Genomic DNA, 18815 nt, shown 5'->3' on the forward strand with positions numbered 1-18815 from the left:
GACAGTTTAGCGCTGGGCTAGATGAAATTGGCATTTAGCCATCTAAGCGTCTTGATTGCCATATGAAAACAGCGTGTTATCATCGGGGAAACTTAAGACCCTAATGCAGGCACGCCATGAGTAAAGCAGCGCTGATCCCACAAAGTAAACTTCCGGCCTTGGGCACGACCATTTTTACCCAGATGAGTGCCCTCGCCCAGCAGCACAATGCCATTAATCTGTCACAAGGTTTTCCCGATTTTGACGGCCCGGACTACCTCAAGCAGCGCCTTGCGCATCACGTCAGTCAGGGTGCCAACCAGTACGCGCCGATGACCGGTACCGCCGCGCTGCGCGAAGCTATTGCCGAGAAAACGGCGCAGATTTATGGCTACGCGCCGGACGCCGCCAGCGACATCACCATCACCGCCGGGGCCACGGAAGCCTTATATATCGCCATCACCGCACTGATCCGCGAAGGTGACGAGGTGATTGCCTTCGACCCAAGCTATGACAGCTATGCGCCAGCCGTTGAACTGGCGGGCGGGGTGATGAAACGCATTCAGCTCCAGCCGCCGGAATTTAGCATCGACTGGGCGGCCTTTGCCGACCAAATTAGCAGTCGCACTAAGCTGGTTATTATCAACACGCCGCATAACCCTTCGGCAACGACGCTAAGTCATCAGGATATCGAGCAGCTTTGGCAGCATATTGCCGAGCACGACATCTTTGTGCTCAGCGACGAAGTGTACGAGCACATCTGCTTCGCGCCCGAAGGCCACGCCAGCGTGCTGCGCCACCCTGAGCTGCGCCAGCGCGCGATTGCCGTCTCCTCCTTCGGCAAGACTTTCCATATGACCGGCTGGCGCGTCGGCTACTGCATTGCCCCCGCGATCATCACTGCCGAATTGCGTAAAGTGCATCAGTACCTGACCTTCTCCATCACCACCCCGGTGCAGCTGGCGCTGGCCGACATGCTGCGTCAAGAGCCGCAACACTGGCAGGCGCTGCCCGCGTTTTATCAGGCCAAGCGCGATCGTTTAGCCAAGGGCCTGACGAACAGCCGCCTGAAAGTGCTGCCGAGCCAAGGCACCTATTTCCTGCTGGTCGATTACAGCGATGTCTCTGATTTAGATGACGTTGCATTCTGCCACTGGCTGACCGAACATGTTGGTGTCGCGGCGATCCCGATGTCGGTGTTCTGCGCCGCGCCTTTCCCACACAAACTGATCCGGCTGTGTTTCGCCAAACAAGAAACCACGCTGGACGCTGCTGCGGAGCGACTGTGTCAACTTTAAAACTCTCATTACTGCAACAACCCCTGGTCTGGCTGGACGGCGAAGCCAACCTCGCCCACTTCGACGCACTGCTTGCGCCTTTAACCGACCGCGACCTGATTGTGCTGCCGGAGATGTTCACCACCGGTTTCGCGATGCAGGCTCCCGACCGCGCACTGCCGGAAGTTCGCGTGGTGGAGTGGCTGCAAAAGTGGGCGAAAACCCTGAATGCCATGATTGGCGGCAGCGTCGCGCTGAACACCGAGAAAGGCGCGGTAAACCGTTTCCTGCTGGTTGAGCCGCAGGGCAGAGTTCACTTCTATGACAAGCGCCACCTGTTCCGCATGGCCGGTGAGCACAACTACTATGTGGCGGGGAAAAAGCGTGAAATCGTCGAATGGCGCGGCTGGCGAATTCTGCCGCAGGTGTGCTACGACCTGAGATTCCCGGTCTGGTCGCGCAATCAGCAAGATTATGATTTGGCGCTGTATGTGGCTAACTGGCCTGCGCCGCGCAGCCGCCATTGGTCGGCATTGTTGACCGCCCGCGCTATTGAAAATCAGGCTTACGTTGCCGGTTGCAACCGCGTGGGGGATGACGATTACGGCCATCACTACAGCGGCGACAGCGTGATCATCAACCCGCAGGGGGAAGATTTGACCCGCGCCGAGCCGGGTGCCGCCCTTATTCTCAGCGCCGAGTTGTCGCTGGAGGCGCTGCAAGACTACCGCGAAGCCTTCCCGGCGTGGCGCGACGCCGATACCTTCTTACGTCACGAGTAAATATCTATTCCGGCCAGAGATGGCCGGGATCTCTTACTGCCGAACTGGTTCGCATTTTCACCACGATTGGTCGCGCGTCATCCCCTTCCTGCTGTTTAGGGTTCTCTAACGTGGATCGCTTCTTGCATCCCTTTAATCCGCGAAAACATCTGACAGAGGCTTACTGATGACTATCACCTTTATTGCACACTCCACGCCCGAACCTGCGTTGTACGGCGCGATGGCCGCGATACTTGCTGAACTGCGCGCGTTACCGCTGTGTCACTTGCCCGTCACTCACGATGCTAAACGCTTCACTAATGCGCGCCAACACGTCACCGCACAGGGGCAGCAAGTGACCAGCGGGCTGGTGTGGCTGGAGCGCCTGACCGGGCGCAGTCCCGGCGCAGAGATGGACTTCGATAGCCTGATAACCCGCGCCCTGCGTGAAGATATCGTTATTCCGTCCATTCAACCGCTGGACCGCGAGCTGGCGCTAAGAGCCGCCGAAAACGGCATCGAGGTTGAATCATTACAAGTGGTTAAACAGCAGGAAAAGTTCCATTTAGAGGATGTCGATACAGGAAAAATGCGCAGCAACGGCTGGGCAAGGGACATCTTCGGTCGTTGGGCTTTTGGCTCGGTTTTACAGCCGGTGATGCGTGCGGGGCAGAAATTACGCGTCGCAATAGTGGGCGAAATGAGCGAGCACCGGGAGAGTTATCCGGCGCTGCTCGCTGCACTAGGAGACGCCGCCGATGCACTGGCATTGAACATTGAGGTGGTCGGCGTAGCGCCAACGCTGTCGGGCAGCCAGCTCGATAGCACGCTGTTTGATATTGATGGCGTTTTGTTACCTGGCCTGCTGCCCGCGCAGGGGGAAAACCCGCAAAATGGCCTGCTGGCTATCGCCACTTGGGCTTTGGATAATCGTCTGCCCGCACTGGGAATTAATCAGGGAATGCATCACATGGTGGCGGCTCTCGGCCAAAAAACGCTCGGCCGCGAACGCGTGGTGATGCACGGGCCAGCCACCCTCAATGCCTTACAAACCTGCCTGCCGGTACCGCAAAACTCGGCGCGCAGCATGGGCAATCAGCAAATTTACAGCCAGCCCGGCAGTCGCATGGCGCAGATCCTCGGCCGTGAATCGACCCAGCGTTACAACCAGCGCTGGAGTCTCAACCCGGAACTGGTGGATGAACTGCAGGGCGCGGGCCTTGACGTCAGCGCCACTGGCGAAAAAGGCCGGGGTATCGCCGCCGTTGAACTACGCGATCATCCTTTCTTCGTCGGCATTCAGGGCCATCCTGAGCTGCAATCTCGCCGCGAGCGCGCCAGTTCACTGCTAATGGCCTTCCTGCAAGAGATCCGCAACAACAATCGACAACGGGACATCAGCCACGCCACCCTAAGCAAAAGCGTGCGCCTCAAGCAGTCCTATTTCTCGATGGGATAGTTGAATAAACCCTCTGGTGTTAGGCAGAGGGTTTGAGGAAGGGATTACTCCGCGAAGCTCAGCAAAGTATCAATGTAAGCCTGAGTCGCCACCGCGACATCCTCGACGGTGACGGATTCATCGGGGTGATGGCTGACGCCGTCTTTGCAGCGTACGAACAGCATGGCGACCGGCCAGCACTCGGCGATGGCAATGGCGTCGTGCCCCGCGCCGCTTGGCAGGAACAGCGACTGGCCTTGCAGATTTGCCACGCTGTGGCCCAAACGCTGCTGTAATTCAGCGTCACAGGCAGTAGCGTCGATGCTGTAAAACTGCTCGGCGTCGAAGGTCAGCCCGCGCCGTGCGGCGATTTCTTGGGCTTTCGCCAGCAATTCCGCCAGCAAGGCGTTGAGAGGGGCATCCTGCGGGCCGCGCACGTCCAGCGACAGATTCACCTGCCCTGGAATCACATTGACCGCGCCCGGCAAGGCTTCGATATGCCCAACGGTCGCCACCAAATCCCCGCCTTTCGCCGAAGTGATAGCTTCAATGGCTAAGGTCCATTCTGCGGCGGCGGTCAGGGCGTCCTGACGCTGACCCATCGGCACGGTTCCCGCGTGTCCGGCATAGCCGATAAAACGGCAGTTCAGGCGGCGCGCGCCGTTGATCGCCGTCACCACGCCGAGAGGTAAATCCGCCGATTGCAGGCACGGGCCTTGCTCAATATGCAGCTCGAGATAGGCGCAAAAATCCTGCGGCGCACGGCGCGCAGCCAAGATATTCTGCGGGTCTAGCCCAATCTGGCGCATCGCGTTGGCAACGGACACGCCCTGCGCGTCAGTGCGCTCCAGCCAGCCTTCCGGCCAGGTGCCGGTCAGCCCACGGCTGCCGAGCAGCGTAATGCCAAATCTAGTGCCCTCTTCATCAGCAAAGCCCACCACTTCTACCGCCATCGGCAGGCGAATGGCGTTTTGATGCAGATAAGCCACGGTTTCAATGGCGGTGAGCACCCCCAGCGGGCCGTCGTAGCGACCGGCATTGCGCACGCTGTCGAGGTGTGAACCCAGCAGCAGCGCGGGTGCGTCAGGGTTCAGCCCTTCATAGCGGCCACAAATATTGCCGACGCTGTCGGTCCAGGTGCTCATGCCTACCGCCTGCATCCATTCGGCCACTAATTGGTTAGCCCGCAGATGCTCCGACGAAAGGTAAACGCGGGTCAGCTGACCCGGCGTTTCAGTGATTTCTGCCAGAGCATCGCAGCGCGACATCACGCGCTGCGCGGCCAGCAGCGTAGAAGCTGCAACCATTACTGACCTCCCGCGTAGCTGTCCCACGCGGCCTGTGAACCCGCGCCGTATTTCGACGCAAAACCGAGACGATTGAGCACGGCTTCCAGCGCCACCAGCGTCTGCATCACGCAGTCTTTACGGGCGTTATAGCCCATGGTGCCGATGCGCCAGATCTTGCCGGCCAGCGGGCCAAACGAGGTGCCGATTTCAATCGAGAAATCGTTGAGCATCATCTGGCGCACCTGCTCGCCCGGAATGCCCTGCGGGATAACCACCCCCAGCACGTTATTCATGCGGTTGTTCAGGTCGCCGAACACTTCCAGACCCATGCCCTGAATCCCGGCCAGCAGCGCATCGCCGTGCAACTTGTGGCGCGCAATGCTGTTATCCAAACCTTCTTCAAGAATGATGCGGGCGCATTCGCGGGCAGCGAACAGCATGCTGGTCGCTTCGGTGTGGTGGTTGAGACGCTCCGGGCCCCAGTAATCCATGATCATGCCGAGATCAAAATAGTTGGAGTAGATCATCTCTTCTTCACCGTCGGCGTGCTCGGCGGTGCGAATCCCCTCCTCGACACACTTGCGGCGGCGGATCTGCTCTTCAAAGCGCGGGCTGATCGTTACCGGCGCGCTACCTGACGGGCCGCCGAGGCATTTTTGCAATCCGGCAGACACGGCGTCTAAGCCCCAGGCATCGGTTTCCAGCGGGTTGCCGCCGAAGGAGGCGGTGGCGTCAGAGTAGAACAGCACGCCGTGGCGGCGGCAGATCTCGCCGAGCTGCTCCAGCGGCTGCAACATGGTGGTTGAAGTGTCGCCCTGTACGGTCAGCAACCAGCGCGGTTTCACTGACTTGATGGCATCTTCAATCTGCTGCGGGTCGAACACTTCGCCCCACGGCGCCTCAATGGTATGGACTTCGGCGCGGCAGCGACGGGCAATTTCACACAGCAGATGGCCGAAACGGCCAAACACCGGCACTAACACTTTATCGCCGGGGCGAATGCCCGACAGCAGAATGGCTTCAATGCCCGCGCGCGAGGTGCCGTCGATCAGGAAAGTCCACTGGTTCTCGGTTTTATACAGCGCGCGGTACAGCGCCATCACTTCATTCATGTAGCCCGTCATCACCGGATCGTACTGGCCGATTAACTGGCTGCTCATCGCCCGCAGCACGCGCGGATCGGCGTTGATCGGCCCCGGCCCCATCAGCAGGCGAGTTGGCGGATTGATTTGGCCAAATTTCTGAATATCCAACATGGTTAGTCCTTTAAAGTCGTTGAGTAGGGTTGAGTTGTTTTCATCAGACGGCAGCCTCGTTTAAGCCGCGCACTGACGCGATAAATTGTTTAAGTTCAGCGGTTTGCGGATTGGCAAACAACGCCCGGCTTTCGCCTTGTTCCCACACGGTGCCTTGATGCATAAACACCACGCGGTCGCCCACTTCGCGGGCAAAATTCATTTCGTGCGTCACCAGCACCAGCGTCATGCCCTCTTTTGCCAGCTGCTCCAGCACTTTCAGCACTTCGCCCACCAGCTCGGGATCCAGCGCCGAGGTGATTTCGTCACACAGCAGCACTTTTGGGTTCATCGCCAGCGCGCGGGCAATGGCCACGCGCTGCTGCTGGCCGCCAGACAGGTTGGAAGGGTAATAGTCCATCCGGTCCGCCAGCCCCACTTTCGCCAGCATCTGTGCCGCCAGCTCGCGGCACTCGGCGGCTGATTTCCCCAGCACGCGGCGGGGAGCCAGCATGACGTTTTCCAGCGCGGTCATGTGTGGGAACAGGTTGAAGTTTTGGAATACCATGCCCACCGAGCGGCTGATTTCACGCGCTTGGGAATCGCGGTTGGTGATGGTCATGCCGCCCAACTTGATGCTGCCGTCCTGATAACCTTCCAGCCCGTTAATGCAGCGCAGCAAGGTGCTTTTCCCTGACCCGCTGCGGCCGATAATCGAGATAACTTCACCACCGTCGATGTCCAGATCCACGCCTTTCAATACGTGGTTCTGACCGTAATATTTTTGCACTTGGTTAATCGTGATCAGCGGCATTATTTGTTCTCTCCACGCAGCGATTTTTCAAGATAGTGGCTGTACATCGACAGCGGATAACACATCAGGAAGTAGCCCAGCGCCACTAATCCAAACACTTTGAACGGCTGATAAGTCACGTTGGTCAACATGGTGCCGGCCTTGGTCAGCTCGACAAAACCGATGATTGACGCCAGCGCCGTACCTTTAATCACCTGCACCGAGAACCCCACCGTCGGCGCAATCGCAATCCGTAGCGCCTGCGGGGCAATGACTCGCCACAGGGTCTGGCTGAAACTCAGCCCCAGACAGCGGCAGGCTTCCCATTGTCCCTTCGGCAACGCTTCAATACTGCCACTCCAGATGTCAACCAAGTAGGCGCTGGTATAAAGGGTCAGCGCCAGCGCGGCGGCGGTCCATGGGCTGACATCAATGCCAAACAGCCCCAGTCCGAAGAAGGCCAAAAACAGCTGCATCAGCAGCGGCGTTCCCTGAAACAGCTCTGAGTACAAACGCACCGCGCGGGTCGGCCAGCTGCGCTTGGTCAGGCGAATCAACAACAGCGGCAAAGTCACTAATGTGCCGCCGATAAACGCCGTCAGCGACAGCAAAATGGTCCAGCGCGCCGCCAACAGCAGGTTGCGCACGATGTCCCAATCGGTAAAGGTCATCATCAGCTGTAACTCCCAAAGAAGCGGCGGCCTGCAAACAACAGCAGCTGACGCATCGCCACCGACAACAGCAGGTAGAACAGCGTTGTCACCAAATACACCTCAAAACTCAGGAAGGTGCGCGACTGAATTAAGTTGGCCGCGAAGGTCAATTCCTCATACGACACCTGCGACACCACCGACGAGCCGAGCATCACAATGATGCACTGACTGACCAGCGCCGGATAAATCCGCTTCAGCGACGGCGGTAGCACCACCCGCAAAAAGGTCTGACTGCGGGTCAACCCCAGCACCCGCCCGGCTTCCCACTGGCCTTTCGGCGTCACCTGAATCCCGGCGCGGATGATCTCCGTGCTGTAAGCACCCAGATTAATCAGCATCGCCAGCAGCGCCGCCTCACCGGCGGTCATTTTCAGGCCAATGCCCGGCAGACCAAACACGATGAAGAACAGCTGCACCACGAACGGCGTATTACGGATGATTTCGACATAAATGCCCCACACCGCGCGCAGCGTTTTGTTACTGCCGCAACGGATGGCGGCCCCGCAGATACCGATTGCGATACCGCCAACCGTCGCCATGACTGTCAGCTGGATAGTGGTCCACAGGCCGGACAACAGCTCCGGCATATACGGCCACAGCGCAAGAAAATTCAGCTGATAGGTCATGCTCTTTCTCCCCTATCCTGCTCAGGAACCCAGATTCGCAGGCAGCGGTGCTTTCATCCATTTTTCGGAAAGCGCGTTCAGGGTCTTGTCAGCCACGGCTTGAGCAATCAGCGCGTTCACTTTGTCTTTCAGCGCCGGCTCGTCTTTACGCAGGCCGACGAAGCATGGCGAATCCTTCAGCAACACTTTAGAAACCGGCGCTTTTTCCGGGTTTTGGCGAGCAATCGCCGCCACCACTAAGTTACCCGTGGCGATAAGTTCCACCTGACCAGACAGGTAAGCCGACAGCGTGGTGTTGTTGTCTTCGTAACGCTGAATTTTGGTGTCTTTTGGTGCCACGGCGGTCAGGGCCAGGTCTTCAACCGCACCGCGCGTCACGCCAACGGTTTTGTTCGCCAGACCATTCAGGTCAGTCACGTTATCGCCCTTCGCACCAAATACGCCGAGGAAGAAAGGCGCGTAGGCATTGCTGAAGTCGATCACTTTTTCACGTTCGGCGTTCTTACCCAGACTTGAGATAACCAAGTCCACTTTATCCGTTTGCAGGTAAGGCACGCGGTTGGCGCTGCTCACCGGAACCAGTTGCAACTTAAGTTTCATCTTGTCGGCGAGGTAATGCGCCATGTCGATGTCATAACCTTCAGGCTGCAAATCTTTGCCCACTGAACCAAACGGCGGGAAGTCCTGTGGCACCGCAACCCGCAGCACGCCGCGCTTTTGAATATCTTGCAGCTGATCGGCCATCACGCTCGACGCCTGGAAAACCAACATTGCTGCACCAACCCAAGCCAACAACCGTTTGTTCATTTTCATTAGATTATCTCCGGTGATTAAATTTGTGAAACGTTAGATTCTTATAAAATGTGTTTTGCAACTAATGTGCCAAAAGAGATGAGTCTGGTGAAATAGCGCCACGGCCGCCCCTCAGGCGGGGAAAAGCCTGCTAGAAAAGGAGAGTTGGCGAAGTCGGTTGCCTCGTCACGGGGCAATGAGGTAAACGAAGTGGGTGAGTTGTTGCACTACCGTTGTGCGCAGGCACCAAAAAAGCGCCTGAAATGATGCACAACGGTGAAGCAGAGAAAAAAGAGGCAGGGTTTAGCGCTGTTCTAGCTCGTCGAGATCGCTATAAAGGTCGCTGATTTGATGGATTCTTTGTCTGCCTGAAGCCAGCATTTCATGCAGCAAAGCATTGCTCAGCAGATTCGCCAAACTCATCGCCGCCGAGTAGGAGTCAAAAGCTGACACGCTGTCGAGGGAAGCCGCCAAATGCCAGCGCGCCATGGGTAACAGGGACTGCGCCTGAGGTTCACAAATCAGCAATACCGGCACATTCAAAGTCTGCAGCTGGCTGAGGATAGCCCTCGCCGCGCGCGGCCTGCGGCGAAACGCCACGAAAATCACCACGTCCTGCTCGGTTAAATCCACCAGCTCTTCCGCCAGCGTTTGCCCCGGCTGCGGCATCATCATCACGCCTTGACGCACCTGCACCAGCTGCTGGCGCAGGTGCAGCGCCACCGGATAACTGTTGCGGAATCCCAGTAAACGCACCTGCCGCGCCTTGCTCAGCGCAGCAATTACCGCGGTGAATTGCTGGTCATCAATCTGGTTCATCCACTGGGTCAGATTGGCCATTTCCTGCTTATAGTGGCGCGATAACAGGGTGTTACCCTGCACGGCGTCGCGGCTGTCGGTCAGCGGCATGCCGCTCTGGCGCAGGGTGCGCACTTCGTCGCGCATATCGCGGTAGCTCGGATAACCCAGGCGCTTGAACAGGCGGCTGACCGTGGCTTTCGATACGTCGCTCAGCCGCGCCAGCTCGGCGCTGTTGTAGCTCATCAGGTCATCAATGTTGGCGAAGATAAAGTCCGCCACCCGCTGCTCCTGCGGCGTTAGCTCGGGATAGTGCTCGCGCAGCCGCTCATCGATTTGTTTCATTGTTGCTCCTACGCAACTCTCGTTTCAGGGCGAACATATCATGCGCGGCATCTATCCTTGCAACATAAATTATTCACCAAAGTAGTGAATTCCTGCCGATGTGGAACATCTCTTGCTTGTTATTTAGCAGAAAAACAAGCCAAGGACCCCGCATGATCAACAGTAATAGTTCGCCGCTCGGTATGGCGGTCACGCCTCATCATCTCGCCAGCCAAAGTGCGCTCGCGGTGCTGCGCGAAGGGGGGAACGCCATTGAAGCCATGGTCGCCGCCGCCGCGACTATCGCGGTGGTTTACCCGCATATGAACGGGCTGGGTGGCGACGGTTTTTGGCTGATTGTGCCGCCGCAGGGCAACCCGATTGCCATCGACGCCAGCGGCGCAGCAGGAACGCACGCCACGCTGGATTTCTACGCCGGTGAGACGCACATCCCCCATCGCGGCCCGAAAGCCGCCCTGACCGTGGCGGGCACCGTCGGCGGTTGGCACGAAGCCCTAAAGGTTTCTGCTGAGCTGGGGGGCGAGCAAAAGCCGCTGTCGCGCCTGCTGGGTGATGCCATCCGCTACGCCGCCGACGGCATTCCGGTGACCGCCTCGCAGGAGGCAGCCACGCGCGCCAAGCATCACGAGCTGCGCGACATCCGCTCCTTCGCCGACATCTTCCTGCCCTATGGCGAGATCCCGCGCGCCGGTACGCGCTTCACCCAGCCGCAGCTGGCCTCGACGCTTTCCATGCTGTGCGAAGACGGGCTGGACAGCTTCTATCGCGGCGAACTGGCAGACAGCCTTGCCGCCGACATGCAGAAATTGGGCATGCCGCTGACCCGTGACGACTTAGCCGCCTATCGCCCGCAGCGTCGTAATCCGCTGCGCCTCAAACACAGCAAAGGGGAAATCTTCAACCTGACGCCGCCGACGCAGGGTTTGGTGTCGCTGGCGATCCTCGGCCTGACTGACCGCCTGCCGCTGGAAACCATGGATGAAGGCGCGACCATTCATAGCGTGGTGGAAGCCACCAAGCTGGCCTTCGGCCTGCGCGATCGCTACATCACCGACCCAAAAATGATGACTCAGGACGCCCAAAGCCTGCTGGCACCCGACTACCTCGACGCCCTCGCCACGCGCATTAACCCGCACTGCGCCGCCGACTGGGGCAAAGGCAAAGGGCCGGGCGACACGGTATGGATGGGCGTGATGGACAGCAGCGGGCTGTCGGTTTCCTTCATCCAGAGCATTTATCACGAATTTGGTAGCGGCGTGGTGCTGCCGGAGAGCGGCGTGCTGTGGCAGAACCGCGGCGCCTCGTTCAGCCTCGACGCCGACCACCTGCTGGCGCTGGCGCCGGGCAAGCAGCCCTTCCACACCCTCAACCCCGCCGCCGCGCGCCTGTATGACGGGCGCACCATGGTTTACGGCGCAATGGGCGGCGACGGCCAGCCGCAGACCCAGGCGGCGGTGTTTATCCGCCACGTGGTGCAAGGCCAGTCATTGCAGCAGGCGATCAGCGGCCCGCGCTGGCTGCTGGGCCGCACCTGGGGCGAAAGCTCGGACTCATTAAAGCTGGAGGGGCGTTTCGAACACGCCACGCTAGCCGGTCTGCGCCAGCGCGGCCACGAAGTAGAACTGCTGGCGGATTACAGCGAGGCGGTCGGGCACGCGGGGGCGATTGTGCGCCACACCAACGGCATGTTTGAAGGCGCGTTTGACCCACGCAGCAACGGCAGCGCCGCCGGATTCTAATTTTTGACAGGGGAAACACTATGAGCAAAACAACATCGCGCCCAGCCGACTGGGCCGCCTACATCAGCCAGATGGAGTGCGTGCTGGCGCTGGAACTCGACGACGCCCGTCGTCAGGAATTATTGGCACAGTTCAGCCGCATCGCGCAGATGGCGCAGCCGCTGATGGACCTGCCGCTCGACCCGCGTCTGGAGATTGCCGGGGTTTATCGCGCATGAAAACCTATGAAGAGTTGACCATCAGCCAGCTGCACCACGCGCTGCAAAGCGGCGACCTATCGGCCACTGACATCGCCAGCGCCACCTTGGATAATATTGAGAAGAGTGACCCGACGCTCAACGCTTTTACCCACGTCACCGGCGATCGCATGCTGAGCGAAGCGGCGAAAGTCGACAAACTGCGTGCCAGCGGCGGCACTTTACCACCGCTGGCCGCCGTGCCCTATGCGGTGAAAAACCTGCTCGACGTCACCGGGCAGGTAACGCTGGCGGGAGCCAGCCTCAACAGCAATAATCCGGTCGCCAAACAGGATGCGTGGACGGTTTCACGCCTTGCCAGCCAAGGCGCGCTGCTCTCCGGCATGCTGAATATGGATGCCTACGCCTACGGCTTCACCACCGAGAACAGCCACTACGGCGTGACCCGCAACCCTCGAGACACTTCACGCATTGCGGGCGGCTCTTCCGGCGGGTCCGCCGCAGCCGTGGCTGCGGGCTTGGTGCATTTCAGCCTCGGCAGTGACACCAACGGCTCCATCCGCGTGCCCTCTTCTCTCTCCGGTATTCTGGGGTTGAAACCCACTTTCGGCCGCATCTCCCGCAGCGGTAGCCAGCCGTTTGTCGCCAGCCTCGACCATATCGGCCCACTGGCCCGCTGCGCCTCTGACCTGTCTCAAGTGTATGACGCCATGCAAGGCACCGACCCGCAGGATGCTTTTCAGGCCGACAAACCCAACACTGAAACCTTCAGCCGCCTGACCCGCGGGCAGCAGGGCCTTCGCACGGCGGTGCTCGGCGGTTATTTCTCAACTTGGTGTGACGACGACGCCAAAGCCGCCGTGAAGCAAGTCGCGAAGGCGCTGGAAGCTCAAGAAGAGGTGGAGATGCCGCAGGCCGAACTGGCGCGCTCGGCGGCATTCCTGATCACCGCTTCCGAAGGCGGCAACCAGTATTTGCCGCTGCTGCGCGCCATTCCAGAACAGTTCGAACCCTTATCCCGCGAACGTTTATTAGCCGGGGCGATGATCCCCGCCGCGTGGTATGTTCAGGCCCAGCGTTTCCGCCATCAGTTCCAGCAGAAAATTCTGCCGCTGTTCGAGCACTGGGACATCTTGATCGCCCCTTCGACGCCGTGCAGCGCCACGCTGATTGGTCAGGAAACGATTCATATTAACGGCACCGACCTGCCAACCCGCGCCAGCATGGGCATGTTGACTCAGCCCATCTCCTTCCTTGGTTTGCCAGTGGTTTCGGTACCAGTGCAAACCGCCAGCGGCCTGCCGATTGGCTTACAGCTGATTGCCCCACCGTGGCGGGAAGACCTCTGTCTGCGCGCGGCGTGGGCGCTTGAGCAGCAGGGCGTGGTGAAGGTGTTGACCTCACCGGTAACTGAATAATTTGACCAGAGAAGAAAAAATGAAAACTGACAATATTGACCGCCCGGCGATTTTGGCCGAAATGAACGCGGCGTTTTATCGTTATGAGCAGGCGTTGATCAGCAATGATATTGACGTGCTCGACGAGCTGTTCTGGCACGACCCGCGCACTGTGCGCCTCGGCGCAGGCGAGAATCTGTACGGCATCGAAGCCATCCGCGAGTTCCGCGCCTCCCGCCCTTCACAGGGTTTGGATCGTGATTTGGTGAACACCACCATTACCACCTTCGGCGACGATATGGCGGTCGCCAGCACCGAATTCCGTCGCGCAGGCAGCGACAAAATCGGCCGCCAGCAGCAGACATGGGTGAAGATGCCGAGCGGCTGGAAGATCGTAGCGGCGCATGTCAGTTTGATGGTTTGACCGAACCATGGGCGGTTCAGCTTTTGGAAAGCTGAGGAAACTTTCTTAACTTCAAATTCAAAACCGTGGGCGCCGGCCCACACCGGGCAAAGGGGGCGTAAACGCGCCCCCTTGTGCAATCCCGCGTTTTTTCTGTTGTGAGATCGAGGCTGCGCAGGGTTGGAATGGACATGTTTCAGCGACCAAGATGATCGTCGCGAAGTGCCGCCGCTTAGGCGGTTCCCTCGCTGCGGGATTCCAACCCGCGAAAAAAGACTCGCGGTTTTCCACCTCTTGCTCGGCGTCACTTCTGAACGCGACCTACTGGCATTCCAACCGTGCCGTTTCAGTGAGGGTTTGGGTTTGCTACTTCTCCTCTCAGAGGAGAAGGAGCAAACCCAATCAGGATCATGACAAACATCACTGAAACGGCACGGTCTAAATGCCTCAAAACCGCAGTCAAAAATGGCGCTGAGCGAATGGTTCGAGACCTTAGGCTCGAAGCCTGAAGCGAAGGCACCGCCTAAGCTGCGACATTTTGCGGTAGATAACGGAAGCCCCTGAAACACGTCCGCCCCACGAGCAAAGCGCGCAGTAAAGAGCCGGGGATTCTCAAGGGGCGCGGCGATAGGCGCCCCTTGAGGCCGGTGTGGCGGCAGCGCACGACCTTGACCTTGATTTTAAATCGAGATTAAACGTCGAAACGTTTACCCCCAGCAGGATGCTCTTTAACCCAGTGCTCAGCAATCTCCCCCCTCTTACACACCCACACATGGTCATGTCCCTGAACGTAATCAAGAAACCGCTGCATAGCCCTGAACCGCCCCGGGCGGCCTAGTATTCGGCAGTGCATGCCAATCGACATCATTTTCGGGCTGGTTTCCCCCTCTTCATACAGCACGTCGAAGGTGTCTTTCAGATAGGTGAAAAACTGCTCGCCGGTGTTGAAACCTTGAGGAGAAGCGAAACGCATGTCGTTGGTTTCTAAGGTGTAAGGGATGACTAGGTGCTGCTTCACCTCGCCGCTGTCCAGCTTGACCGGTGTCCAGAACGGCAGGTCGTCGCCGTAGTAGTCGCTGTCATATTGAAAACCGCCGTATTCGGCCACCAGCTGGCGGGTGTTGGGGCTGTCTCGGCCGGTGTACCAGCCCAGCGGTGCGCTGCCGAACAGGTCTTTCAGCACGCTGACCGCCTTGTGCATATGCTCGGCTTCTTGCGCCTTGCTCATGTCCTGATAGTAGATCCAGCGCCAGCCGTGGCTTACCACGTCATAATCTGCCTGCTTGATGGCGGCGACAATTTCCGGATTGCGCGCCAGCGCCATCGCCACGCCGAAAACCGTTAACGGCAGGCCGCGTTTCTGAAACTCATTATGAATACGCCAAAAACCGGCGCGAGAGCCATATTCGTACAGAGAGTCCATCGACATATGGCGGTCGGGGAAGCTGGCTGCGCCGATGATATCTGACAGGAACTGCTCAGAACCCGCGTCGCCGTGCAGCACGTTATTCTCAGCACCCTCTTCATAATTCAGCACGAACTGCACCGCGATCCGCGCGTTGCCCGGCCAGTTGGCGTGGGGCGGGCGACCGGCATAGCCAATCAGGTCGCGCGGGTAATTCTCGGTGAAGCAGTAATCGATATCAGACATTGCCGCCTCCCAGATTCAATCCGGCGAAACGGCCTGAAAGGGGCTTCTCAATCGGGTAATCCAAATCACCGTGCTTGCTGGTGCTCAGGCGCAGCGCCGCCAGTGATTCAATCATTTTGACCGCCGCGCTCACGCCGTCGATCACCGGGATCCCCAACTCTAGAGTCAGCTCCTGCGCCAGATCCGCCATGCCGCCGCAGCCAAGCACGATCGCTCCGCTGCCGTCTGACTTCTTGGCGGCGATACACTGCTCGCGCACCTTCTGCTGCGCCAGGCCGCTGCCGTCATCCAGAGATAACACCGGCAAATCGATGGCGTGAAGCGCGGCGCAGTGGCGCTCAAAACCGTACAGATGCAGTAAATGGCGGGCAATGGTTAAAGTGCGCGGCAAGGTGGTGACGATGGAAAACCGCGTCGCCAGCAGGGTCGCCATGTGCATGGCGGCCTCGGCGATGCCAATCACCGGTGCCTGTGCCAGTTCGCGGGCTGCCAGCAGGCCGGGGTCGCCGAAGCAGGCGATGATATGCCCGTCAACGCCCGCCGCGCGGCCCGCTTTCACCTGTTGCAACACGCCAATCGCGGCAATCGCTTCGTCAAAATGTCCTTCAATCGACGGCGCGCCCTCTTCCGGGCAAACCGCCCAAATCTCAGTACCCGGTGCCGCGACCTGACGCGCCGTGGCGGCCATCACCTCGGTCATGCCCAAACTGGTGTTCGGATTGATCAGTTGTATACAAAGTTTACCCGTGGCGGTGGACATCACTGCGCCTCCTTGTCGGCTTTTACCGCGTCGGCGGCGAACAGTTGCATAAAGTCAGGCGCGGAATCCTGATGAGACTCAAACCGCAGGCTGGCAACAATGTGGTCGAAGTGGTGCGCCATGCTGTCAGCCAGACCTTTGGCGTCGCGGTTTTTCAGCAGATCCAGCAGATCGTCGTGATCGGTACAACGGCACCCCTGCTGCCACGGCGCGCCCCACACGGCGATTGCCAGCGAGGAGCGGAGGGTCAGTTGCGATACGGCTTCGGTCAGCACTTTATTGCCAGAAATCGCCTGTAGCTGGACGTGGAACGCGGCGGAGAGGCGGATCGCTGCCGGGCCGTTACGCGCCTCGTGGGCCAGTTTCTCCTCTTCCAACAGTTTCTTCAGCGCGGCGATGTGGGTGGACTGACAGTGCGCCACCACCTGCGGCAGGTTGGCGCACTCAAGAATTTTGCGCGTGGTGAGAACATCGCGCGACTCATCGGCATCCGGCGAGGTGACGTGTGCACCACGCTTGGGCAACAGCGTCACTAATTGCACTGCGGCAAGGCGCTGTAGCACCCGGCGAATGCCCGTACGACTGACGGAAAAAGCCTGAGCCAAGGCTTCTTCGGGTAATTTATTGCCCGGCAGCAGCTGGTGTTCGACGATCGATTTCACCAACGCGTTATAAATGTGGTCGTCCTTATCCTCGGTAAAATAGGCCGTATTCAGCCCGCTCCAACTGGTCATTGCACCCACTCCGCTGTTCGATGATGCGCCATTTTATGTGCTAATCGTATACAGAAAAAATAAATATTGTATACAAAAAATCAAATATGGCCTGTTTCCTGCAAATGCCTTCGTGACGACTTTAATTTTGGGTCCGCCAACCTTGCGGTGCCCACTTCGACACGGTGTTTATGACAGGAGCACGATTTATGCCAAATCACGAAATCTCTTCCGCCAGCGCCTCGCCGGAATTGAGCGCGGGGATCATCAAACCGCACTACAGCCCACGGCTGTGCAATGACGACTTAGCACCGACTCGCGATCAGAACTGGAGCTGGTACAACATCTTCTCTTTCTGGATGTCGGACGTACACAGCATGGGCGGCTACGTGGTGGCGGCCAGCTTCTTCACGCTGGGGCTTTCCAGCTGGCAGGTGCTGCTGTGCCTGCTGTGTGGGATTTGCATCGTGCAGATTTTTGCCAATCTGGTGGCCAAACCTAGCCAACAGGCAGGGGTGCCTTACGCGGTGGTTTGCCGTCAGGCGTTTGGCGTATTCGGCGCAAACATTCCAGCGGTGATCCGTGGGCTGATCGCCTTCGCGTGGTACGGCATTCAAACTTATCTGGCAGCCAGCGCCCTGATGCTGGTGCTGCTGAAGTTCTTCCCGTCGCTCAATCCGCTGATCGTGCCGCACTGGCTGGGGCTGTCGGCAATGGGCTGGATCTGCTTCGGCGTGATGTGGCTGCTGCAGGCGATGGTGTTCTGGCACGGGATGAGCGCCATCAAGCGCTTTATCGATATCGCCGGGCCTGCGGTGTATGTAGTGATGCTGATGCTGGCGGGGTGGATTGTCTACAAGACCGGCTTTAGCAATATCTCTTTCACCTTGGCTAGCAAAACCCTGACCGTCGGCCAACAGAGCTGGGAGATGCTGACCGCCACCGCGCTGGTTGTCTCCTACTTCTCAGGCCCGCTGCTCAACTTTGGTGACTTCTCGCGTTACGCCAAAAACATGGGTGAGATCCGTCGCGGCAACCGCTGGGGCTTGCCGTTTAACTTCCTGCTGTTCTCGATTGTGACCGTGGTGATTGTCTCCGGCACCCAGTCGCTGTTCGGCCAGATGATCACTGACCCCATCGAAACCGTCAGCCGCGTAGGTAACAGCGTGGCGGTGGCGCTCGGCCTGCTGACCATGATCATCGCCACCATCGGCATTAATATCGTGGCGAACTTCGTCTCTCCGGCCTTCGACTTCTCCAACTGCGCGCCGCAAAAAATCAGCTTCCGCACCGGTGGGATGATTGCCGCCGTCGGCTCAGTGCTGTTAACGCCGTGGAACCTGTTCCAGTCGCCGGAGCTTATCCACTATACGCTGGACGTGCTGGGTGCCTTTATTGGGCCACTGTTCGGCATCCTGCTGGCGGACTACTACCTGATTAAACGCGGGCATCTGGACGTGGACGCCCTGTTCAACGCCACGCCGTCCGGCCGCTACTGGTATCGCAACGGTTTCAACCCGAAAGCTATCATGGCGCTGCTTCCTGCCGTGGCGATTGGCCTGTTCATCAGCTTTACCCCGAGCCTGCACCAGGTGGCCAACTTTAGCTGGTTTATCGGCGCGTTCCTGTCCGGCGTCGCCTACCGCGTTATTGCTCGCCACGAGCGCGCTGCCAGCCCGTCAATTGACTTCTCGAAAGTAGAAATGGGCAAAGAGTAACGCCTTCATCTCACCACCGCCGGAGGCCTTTCCGGCGGTGTTTTTCCTCCCCTTCCCCGCGCCTCTACCCCTTTTTTGCCTTCTTTTGTTAATGAATCCCATCGCCAATTCACATACCATTCACATGGTAATACAGGCTAATTATTAGCGTGATAAACATAATTATATAACGCATCAGCGGCAGGCGTGCT

General features: G+C 58.8%; 18 protein-coding genes. 8 read left to right on the plus strand and 10 right to left on the minus strand.

Annotated elements, in window-relative coordinates:
* Nucleotides 1-116 precede the first annotated feature (116 nt).
* The 3 genes from ACT3RT_RS09735 to ACT3RT_RS09745 all read left to right on the plus strand — a co-directional run bounded on the left by ACT3RT_RS09735 (nucleotide 117) and on the right by ACT3RT_RS09745 (nucleotide 3476).
* Nucleotides 117-1277 (plus strand): pyridoxal phosphate-dependent aminotransferase, encoded by a 1161-nt coding sequence (locus tag ACT3RT_RS09735; RefSeq protein WP_496202885.1) that lies wholly within the window; start codon nucleotides 117-119, stop codon nucleotides 1275-1277.
* On the plus strand, nucleotides 1265-2038 hold the full coding sequence (locus ACT3RT_RS09740; protein ID WP_496202886.1) for an amidohydrolase: 774 nt from the start codon (nucleotides 1265-1267) through the stop codon (nucleotides 2036-2038). Before ACT3RT_RS09735 ends, ACT3RT_RS09740 begins: the two co-directional genes overlap by 13 nt.
* A gap of 166 nt (nucleotides 2039-2204) precedes the next feature.
* Nucleotides 2205-3476 (plus strand): glutamine amidotransferase-related protein, encoded by a 1272-nt coding sequence (locus ACT3RT_RS09745; RefSeq protein ID WP_496202887.1) that lies wholly within the window; start codon nucleotides 2205-2207, stop codon nucleotides 3474-3476.
* A gap of 44 nt (nucleotides 3477-3520) precedes the next feature.
* On the opposite strand, the gene hpxK is transcribed toward ACT3RT_RS09745, so the two are convergent.
* From hpxK to ACT3RT_RS09780, 7 genes are all read right to left on the minus strand, one after another.
* Nucleotides 3521-4762 carry an allantoate amidohydrolase gene (gene hpxK / locus ACT3RT_RS09750; RefSeq protein ID WP_496202888.1) on the minus strand — a complete coding sequence of 414 codons (1242 nt, stop codon included), beginning with the start codon at nucleotides 4760-4762 and terminating at the stop codon, nucleotides 3521-3523.
* On the minus strand, nucleotides 4762-6000 hold the full coding sequence (locus tag ACT3RT_RS09755; protein ID WP_496202889.1) for a pyridoxal-phosphate-dependent aminotransferase family protein: 1239 nt from the start codon (nucleotides 5998-6000) through the stop codon (nucleotides 4762-4764). The genes hpxK and ACT3RT_RS09755 overlap by 1 nt, the downstream gene beginning before the upstream one ends.
* A 43-nt stretch (nucleotides 6001-6043) precedes the next feature.
* On the minus strand, nucleotides 6044-6793 hold the full coding sequence (locus tag ACT3RT_RS09760; protein ID WP_034787872.1) for an amino acid ABC transporter ATP-binding protein: 750 nt from the start codon (nucleotides 6791-6793) through the stop codon (nucleotides 6044-6046).
* Entirely contained in the window at nucleotides 6793-7443 is a 651-nt protein-coding gene (locus ACT3RT_RS09765; protein WP_154146353.1) for an amino acid ABC transporter permease, read from the minus strand. Before ACT3RT_RS09765 ends, ACT3RT_RS09760 begins: the two co-directional genes overlap by 1 nt.
* A gap of 2 nt (nucleotides 7444-7445) precedes the next feature.
* Complete coding sequence (locus tag ACT3RT_RS09770; protein ID WP_353501144.1) at nucleotides 7446-8111, minus strand: amino acid ABC transporter permease; 666 nt, start codon at nucleotides 8109-8111, stop codon at nucleotides 7446-7448.
* A 21-nt stretch (nucleotides 8112-8132) separates the two neighbouring features.
* Nucleotides 8133-8924, minus strand: coding sequence for a transporter substrate-binding domain-containing protein (locus tag ACT3RT_RS09775; protein WP_353501143.1), 792 nt, complete (start codon nucleotides 8922-8924; stop codon nucleotides 8133-8135).
* A 282-nt stretch (nucleotides 8925-9206) separates the two neighbouring features.
* Nucleotides 9207-10046: a MurR/RpiR family transcriptional regulator gene (locus ACT3RT_RS09780; RefSeq protein ID WP_496202890.1), complete on the minus strand. Its 840-nt coding sequence runs from the start codon at nucleotides 10044-10046 to the stop codon at nucleotides 9207-9209.
* Between the two features lie 152 nt (nucleotides 10047-10198).
* Here ACT3RT_RS09780 and ACT3RT_RS09785 point away from each other — a divergent pair, with 152 nt between their 5' ends.
* The 4 genes from ACT3RT_RS09785 to hpxZ are packed head-to-tail and all read left to right on the plus strand — an operon-like array spanning nucleotide 10199 to nucleotide 13803.
* Nucleotides 10199-11785, plus strand: a complete 1587-nt coding sequence (locus ACT3RT_RS09785; protein WP_496202891.1) for a gamma-glutamyltransferase family protein — start codon at nucleotides 10199-10201, stop codon at nucleotides 11783-11785.
* A 20-nt stretch (nucleotides 11786-11805) separates the two neighbouring features.
* The gene (gene hpxX, locus ACT3RT_RS09790) at nucleotides 11806-12003 is read left to right on the plus strand and encodes an oxalurate catabolism protein HpxX (RefSeq protein ID WP_485901880.1); all 198 of its coding nucleotides are present in this window, start codon (nucleotides 11806-11808) and stop codon (nucleotides 12001-12003) included.
* Nucleotides 12000-13400: an AtzE family amidohydrolase gene (locus tag ACT3RT_RS09795; RefSeq protein WP_496202892.1), complete on the plus strand. Its 1401-nt coding sequence runs from the start codon at nucleotides 12000-12002 to the stop codon at nucleotides 13398-13400. Before hpxX ends, ACT3RT_RS09795 begins: the two co-directional genes overlap by 4 nt.
* A gap of 19 nt (nucleotides 13401-13419) precedes the next feature.
* Nucleotides 13420-13803 (plus strand): oxalurate catabolism protein HpxZ, encoded by a 384-nt coding sequence (gene hpxZ / locus ACT3RT_RS09800; protein WP_496202893.1) that lies wholly within the window; start codon nucleotides 13420-13422, stop codon nucleotides 13801-13803.
* Nucleotides 13804-14473: 670 nt separating this feature from the next.
* On the opposite strand, the gene puuE is transcribed toward hpxZ, so the two are convergent.
* From puuE to ACT3RT_RS09815, 3 genes are read right to left on the minus strand one after another with little or no spacing between them, the layout of a single operon-like run.
* Entirely contained in the window at nucleotides 14474-15433 is a 960-nt protein-coding gene (puuE, locus tag ACT3RT_RS09805; RefSeq protein ID WP_496202894.1) for an allantoinase PuuE, read from the minus strand.
* Nucleotides 15426-16193, minus strand: a complete 768-nt coding sequence (gene hpxA, locus ACT3RT_RS09810) for an allantoin racemase (RefSeq protein WP_496202895.1) — start codon at nucleotides 16191-16193, stop codon at nucleotides 15426-15428. The genes puuE and hpxA overlap by 8 nt, the downstream gene beginning before the upstream one ends.
* Nucleotides 16193-16927 (minus strand): GntR family transcriptional regulator, encoded by a 735-nt coding sequence (locus ACT3RT_RS09815; protein ID WP_496202896.1) that lies wholly within the window; start codon nucleotides 16925-16927, stop codon nucleotides 16193-16195. The genes hpxA and ACT3RT_RS09815 overlap by 1 nt, the downstream gene beginning before the upstream one ends.
* Before the next feature lie 188 nt (nucleotides 16928-17115).
* On the opposite strand from ACT3RT_RS09815, the gene ACT3RT_RS09820 reads away from it, so the two are divergent.
* Nucleotides 17116-18624 carry an NCS1 family nucleobase:cation symporter-1 gene (locus tag ACT3RT_RS09820; protein ID WP_496202897.1) on the plus strand — a complete coding sequence of 503 codons (1509 nt, stop codon included), beginning with the start codon at nucleotides 17116-17118 and terminating at the stop codon, nucleotides 18622-18624.
* Nucleotides 18625-18815: the final 191 nt, after the last annotated feature.

It is taken from the genome of Ewingella sp. AOP9-I1-14 (genome assembly GCF_052375995.1).
Classification (GTDB): Bacteria; Pseudomonadota; Gammaproteobacteria; order Enterobacterales; family Enterobacteriaceae; genus Ewingella; species Ewingella allii.

Coding starts and splice junctions, on each gene's coding strand:
- ACT3RT_RS09735 (WP_496202885.1), top strand. CDS start 117: ATGAGTAAAGCAGCGCTGATCCCACAAAGTAAACTTCCGGCCTTGGGC.
- ACT3RT_RS09745 (WP_496202887.1), top strand. CDS start 2,205: ATGACTATCACCTTTATTGCACACTCCACGCCCGAACCTGCGTTGTAC.
- hpxK (WP_496202888.1), bottom strand. CDS start 4,762: ATGGTTGCAGCTTCTACGCTGCTGGCCGCGCAGCGCGTGATGTCGCGC.
- ACT3RT_RS09755 (WP_496202889.1), bottom strand. CDS start 6,000: ATGTTGGATATTCAGAAATTTGGCCAAATCAATCCGCCAACTCGCCTG.
- ACT3RT_RS09760 (WP_034787872.1), bottom strand. CDS start 6,793: ATGCCGCTGATCACGATTAACCAAGTGCAAAAATATTACGGTCAGAAC.
- ACT3RT_RS09765 (WP_154146353.1), bottom strand. CDS start 7,443: ATGACCTTTACCGATTGGGACATCGTGCGCAACCTGCTGTTGGCGGCG.
- ACT3RT_RS09770 (WP_353501144.1), bottom strand. CDS start 8,111: ATGACCTATCAGCTGAATTTTCTTGCGCTGTGGCCGTATATGCCGGAG.
- ACT3RT_RS09775 (WP_353501143.1), bottom strand. CDS start 8,924: ATGAAAATGAACAAACGGTTGTTGGCTTGGGTTGGTGCAGCAATGTTG.
- ACT3RT_RS09780 (WP_496202890.1), bottom strand. CDS start 10,046: ATGAAACAAATCGATGAGCGGCTGCGCGAGCACTATCCCGAGCTAACG.
- ACT3RT_RS09785 (WP_496202891.1), top strand. CDS start 10,199: ATGATCAACAGTAATAGTTCGCCGCTCGGTATGGCGGTCACGCCTCAT.
- hpxX (WP_485901880.1), top strand. CDS start 11,806: ATGAGCAAAACAACATCGCGCCCAGCCGACTGGGCCGCCTACATCAGC.
- ACT3RT_RS09795 (WP_496202892.1), top strand. CDS start 12,000: ATGAAAACCTATGAAGAGTTGACCATCAGCCAGCTGCACCACGCGCTG.
- hpxZ (WP_496202893.1), top strand. CDS start 13,420: ATGAAAACTGACAATATTGACCGCCCGGCGATTTTGGCCGAAATGAAC.
- puuE (WP_496202894.1), bottom strand. CDS start 15,433: ATGTCTGATATCGATTACTGCTTCACCGAGAATTACCCGCGCGACCTG.
- hpxA (WP_496202895.1), bottom strand. CDS start 16,193: ATGTCCACCGCCACGGGTAAACTTTGTATACAACTGATCAATCCGAAC.
- ACT3RT_RS09815 (WP_496202896.1), bottom strand. CDS start 16,927: ATGACCAGTTGGAGCGGGCTGAATACGGCCTATTTTACCGAGGATAAG.
- ACT3RT_RS09820 (WP_496202897.1), top strand. CDS start 17,116: ATGCCAAATCACGAAATCTCTTCCGCCAGCGCCTCGCCGGAATTGAGC.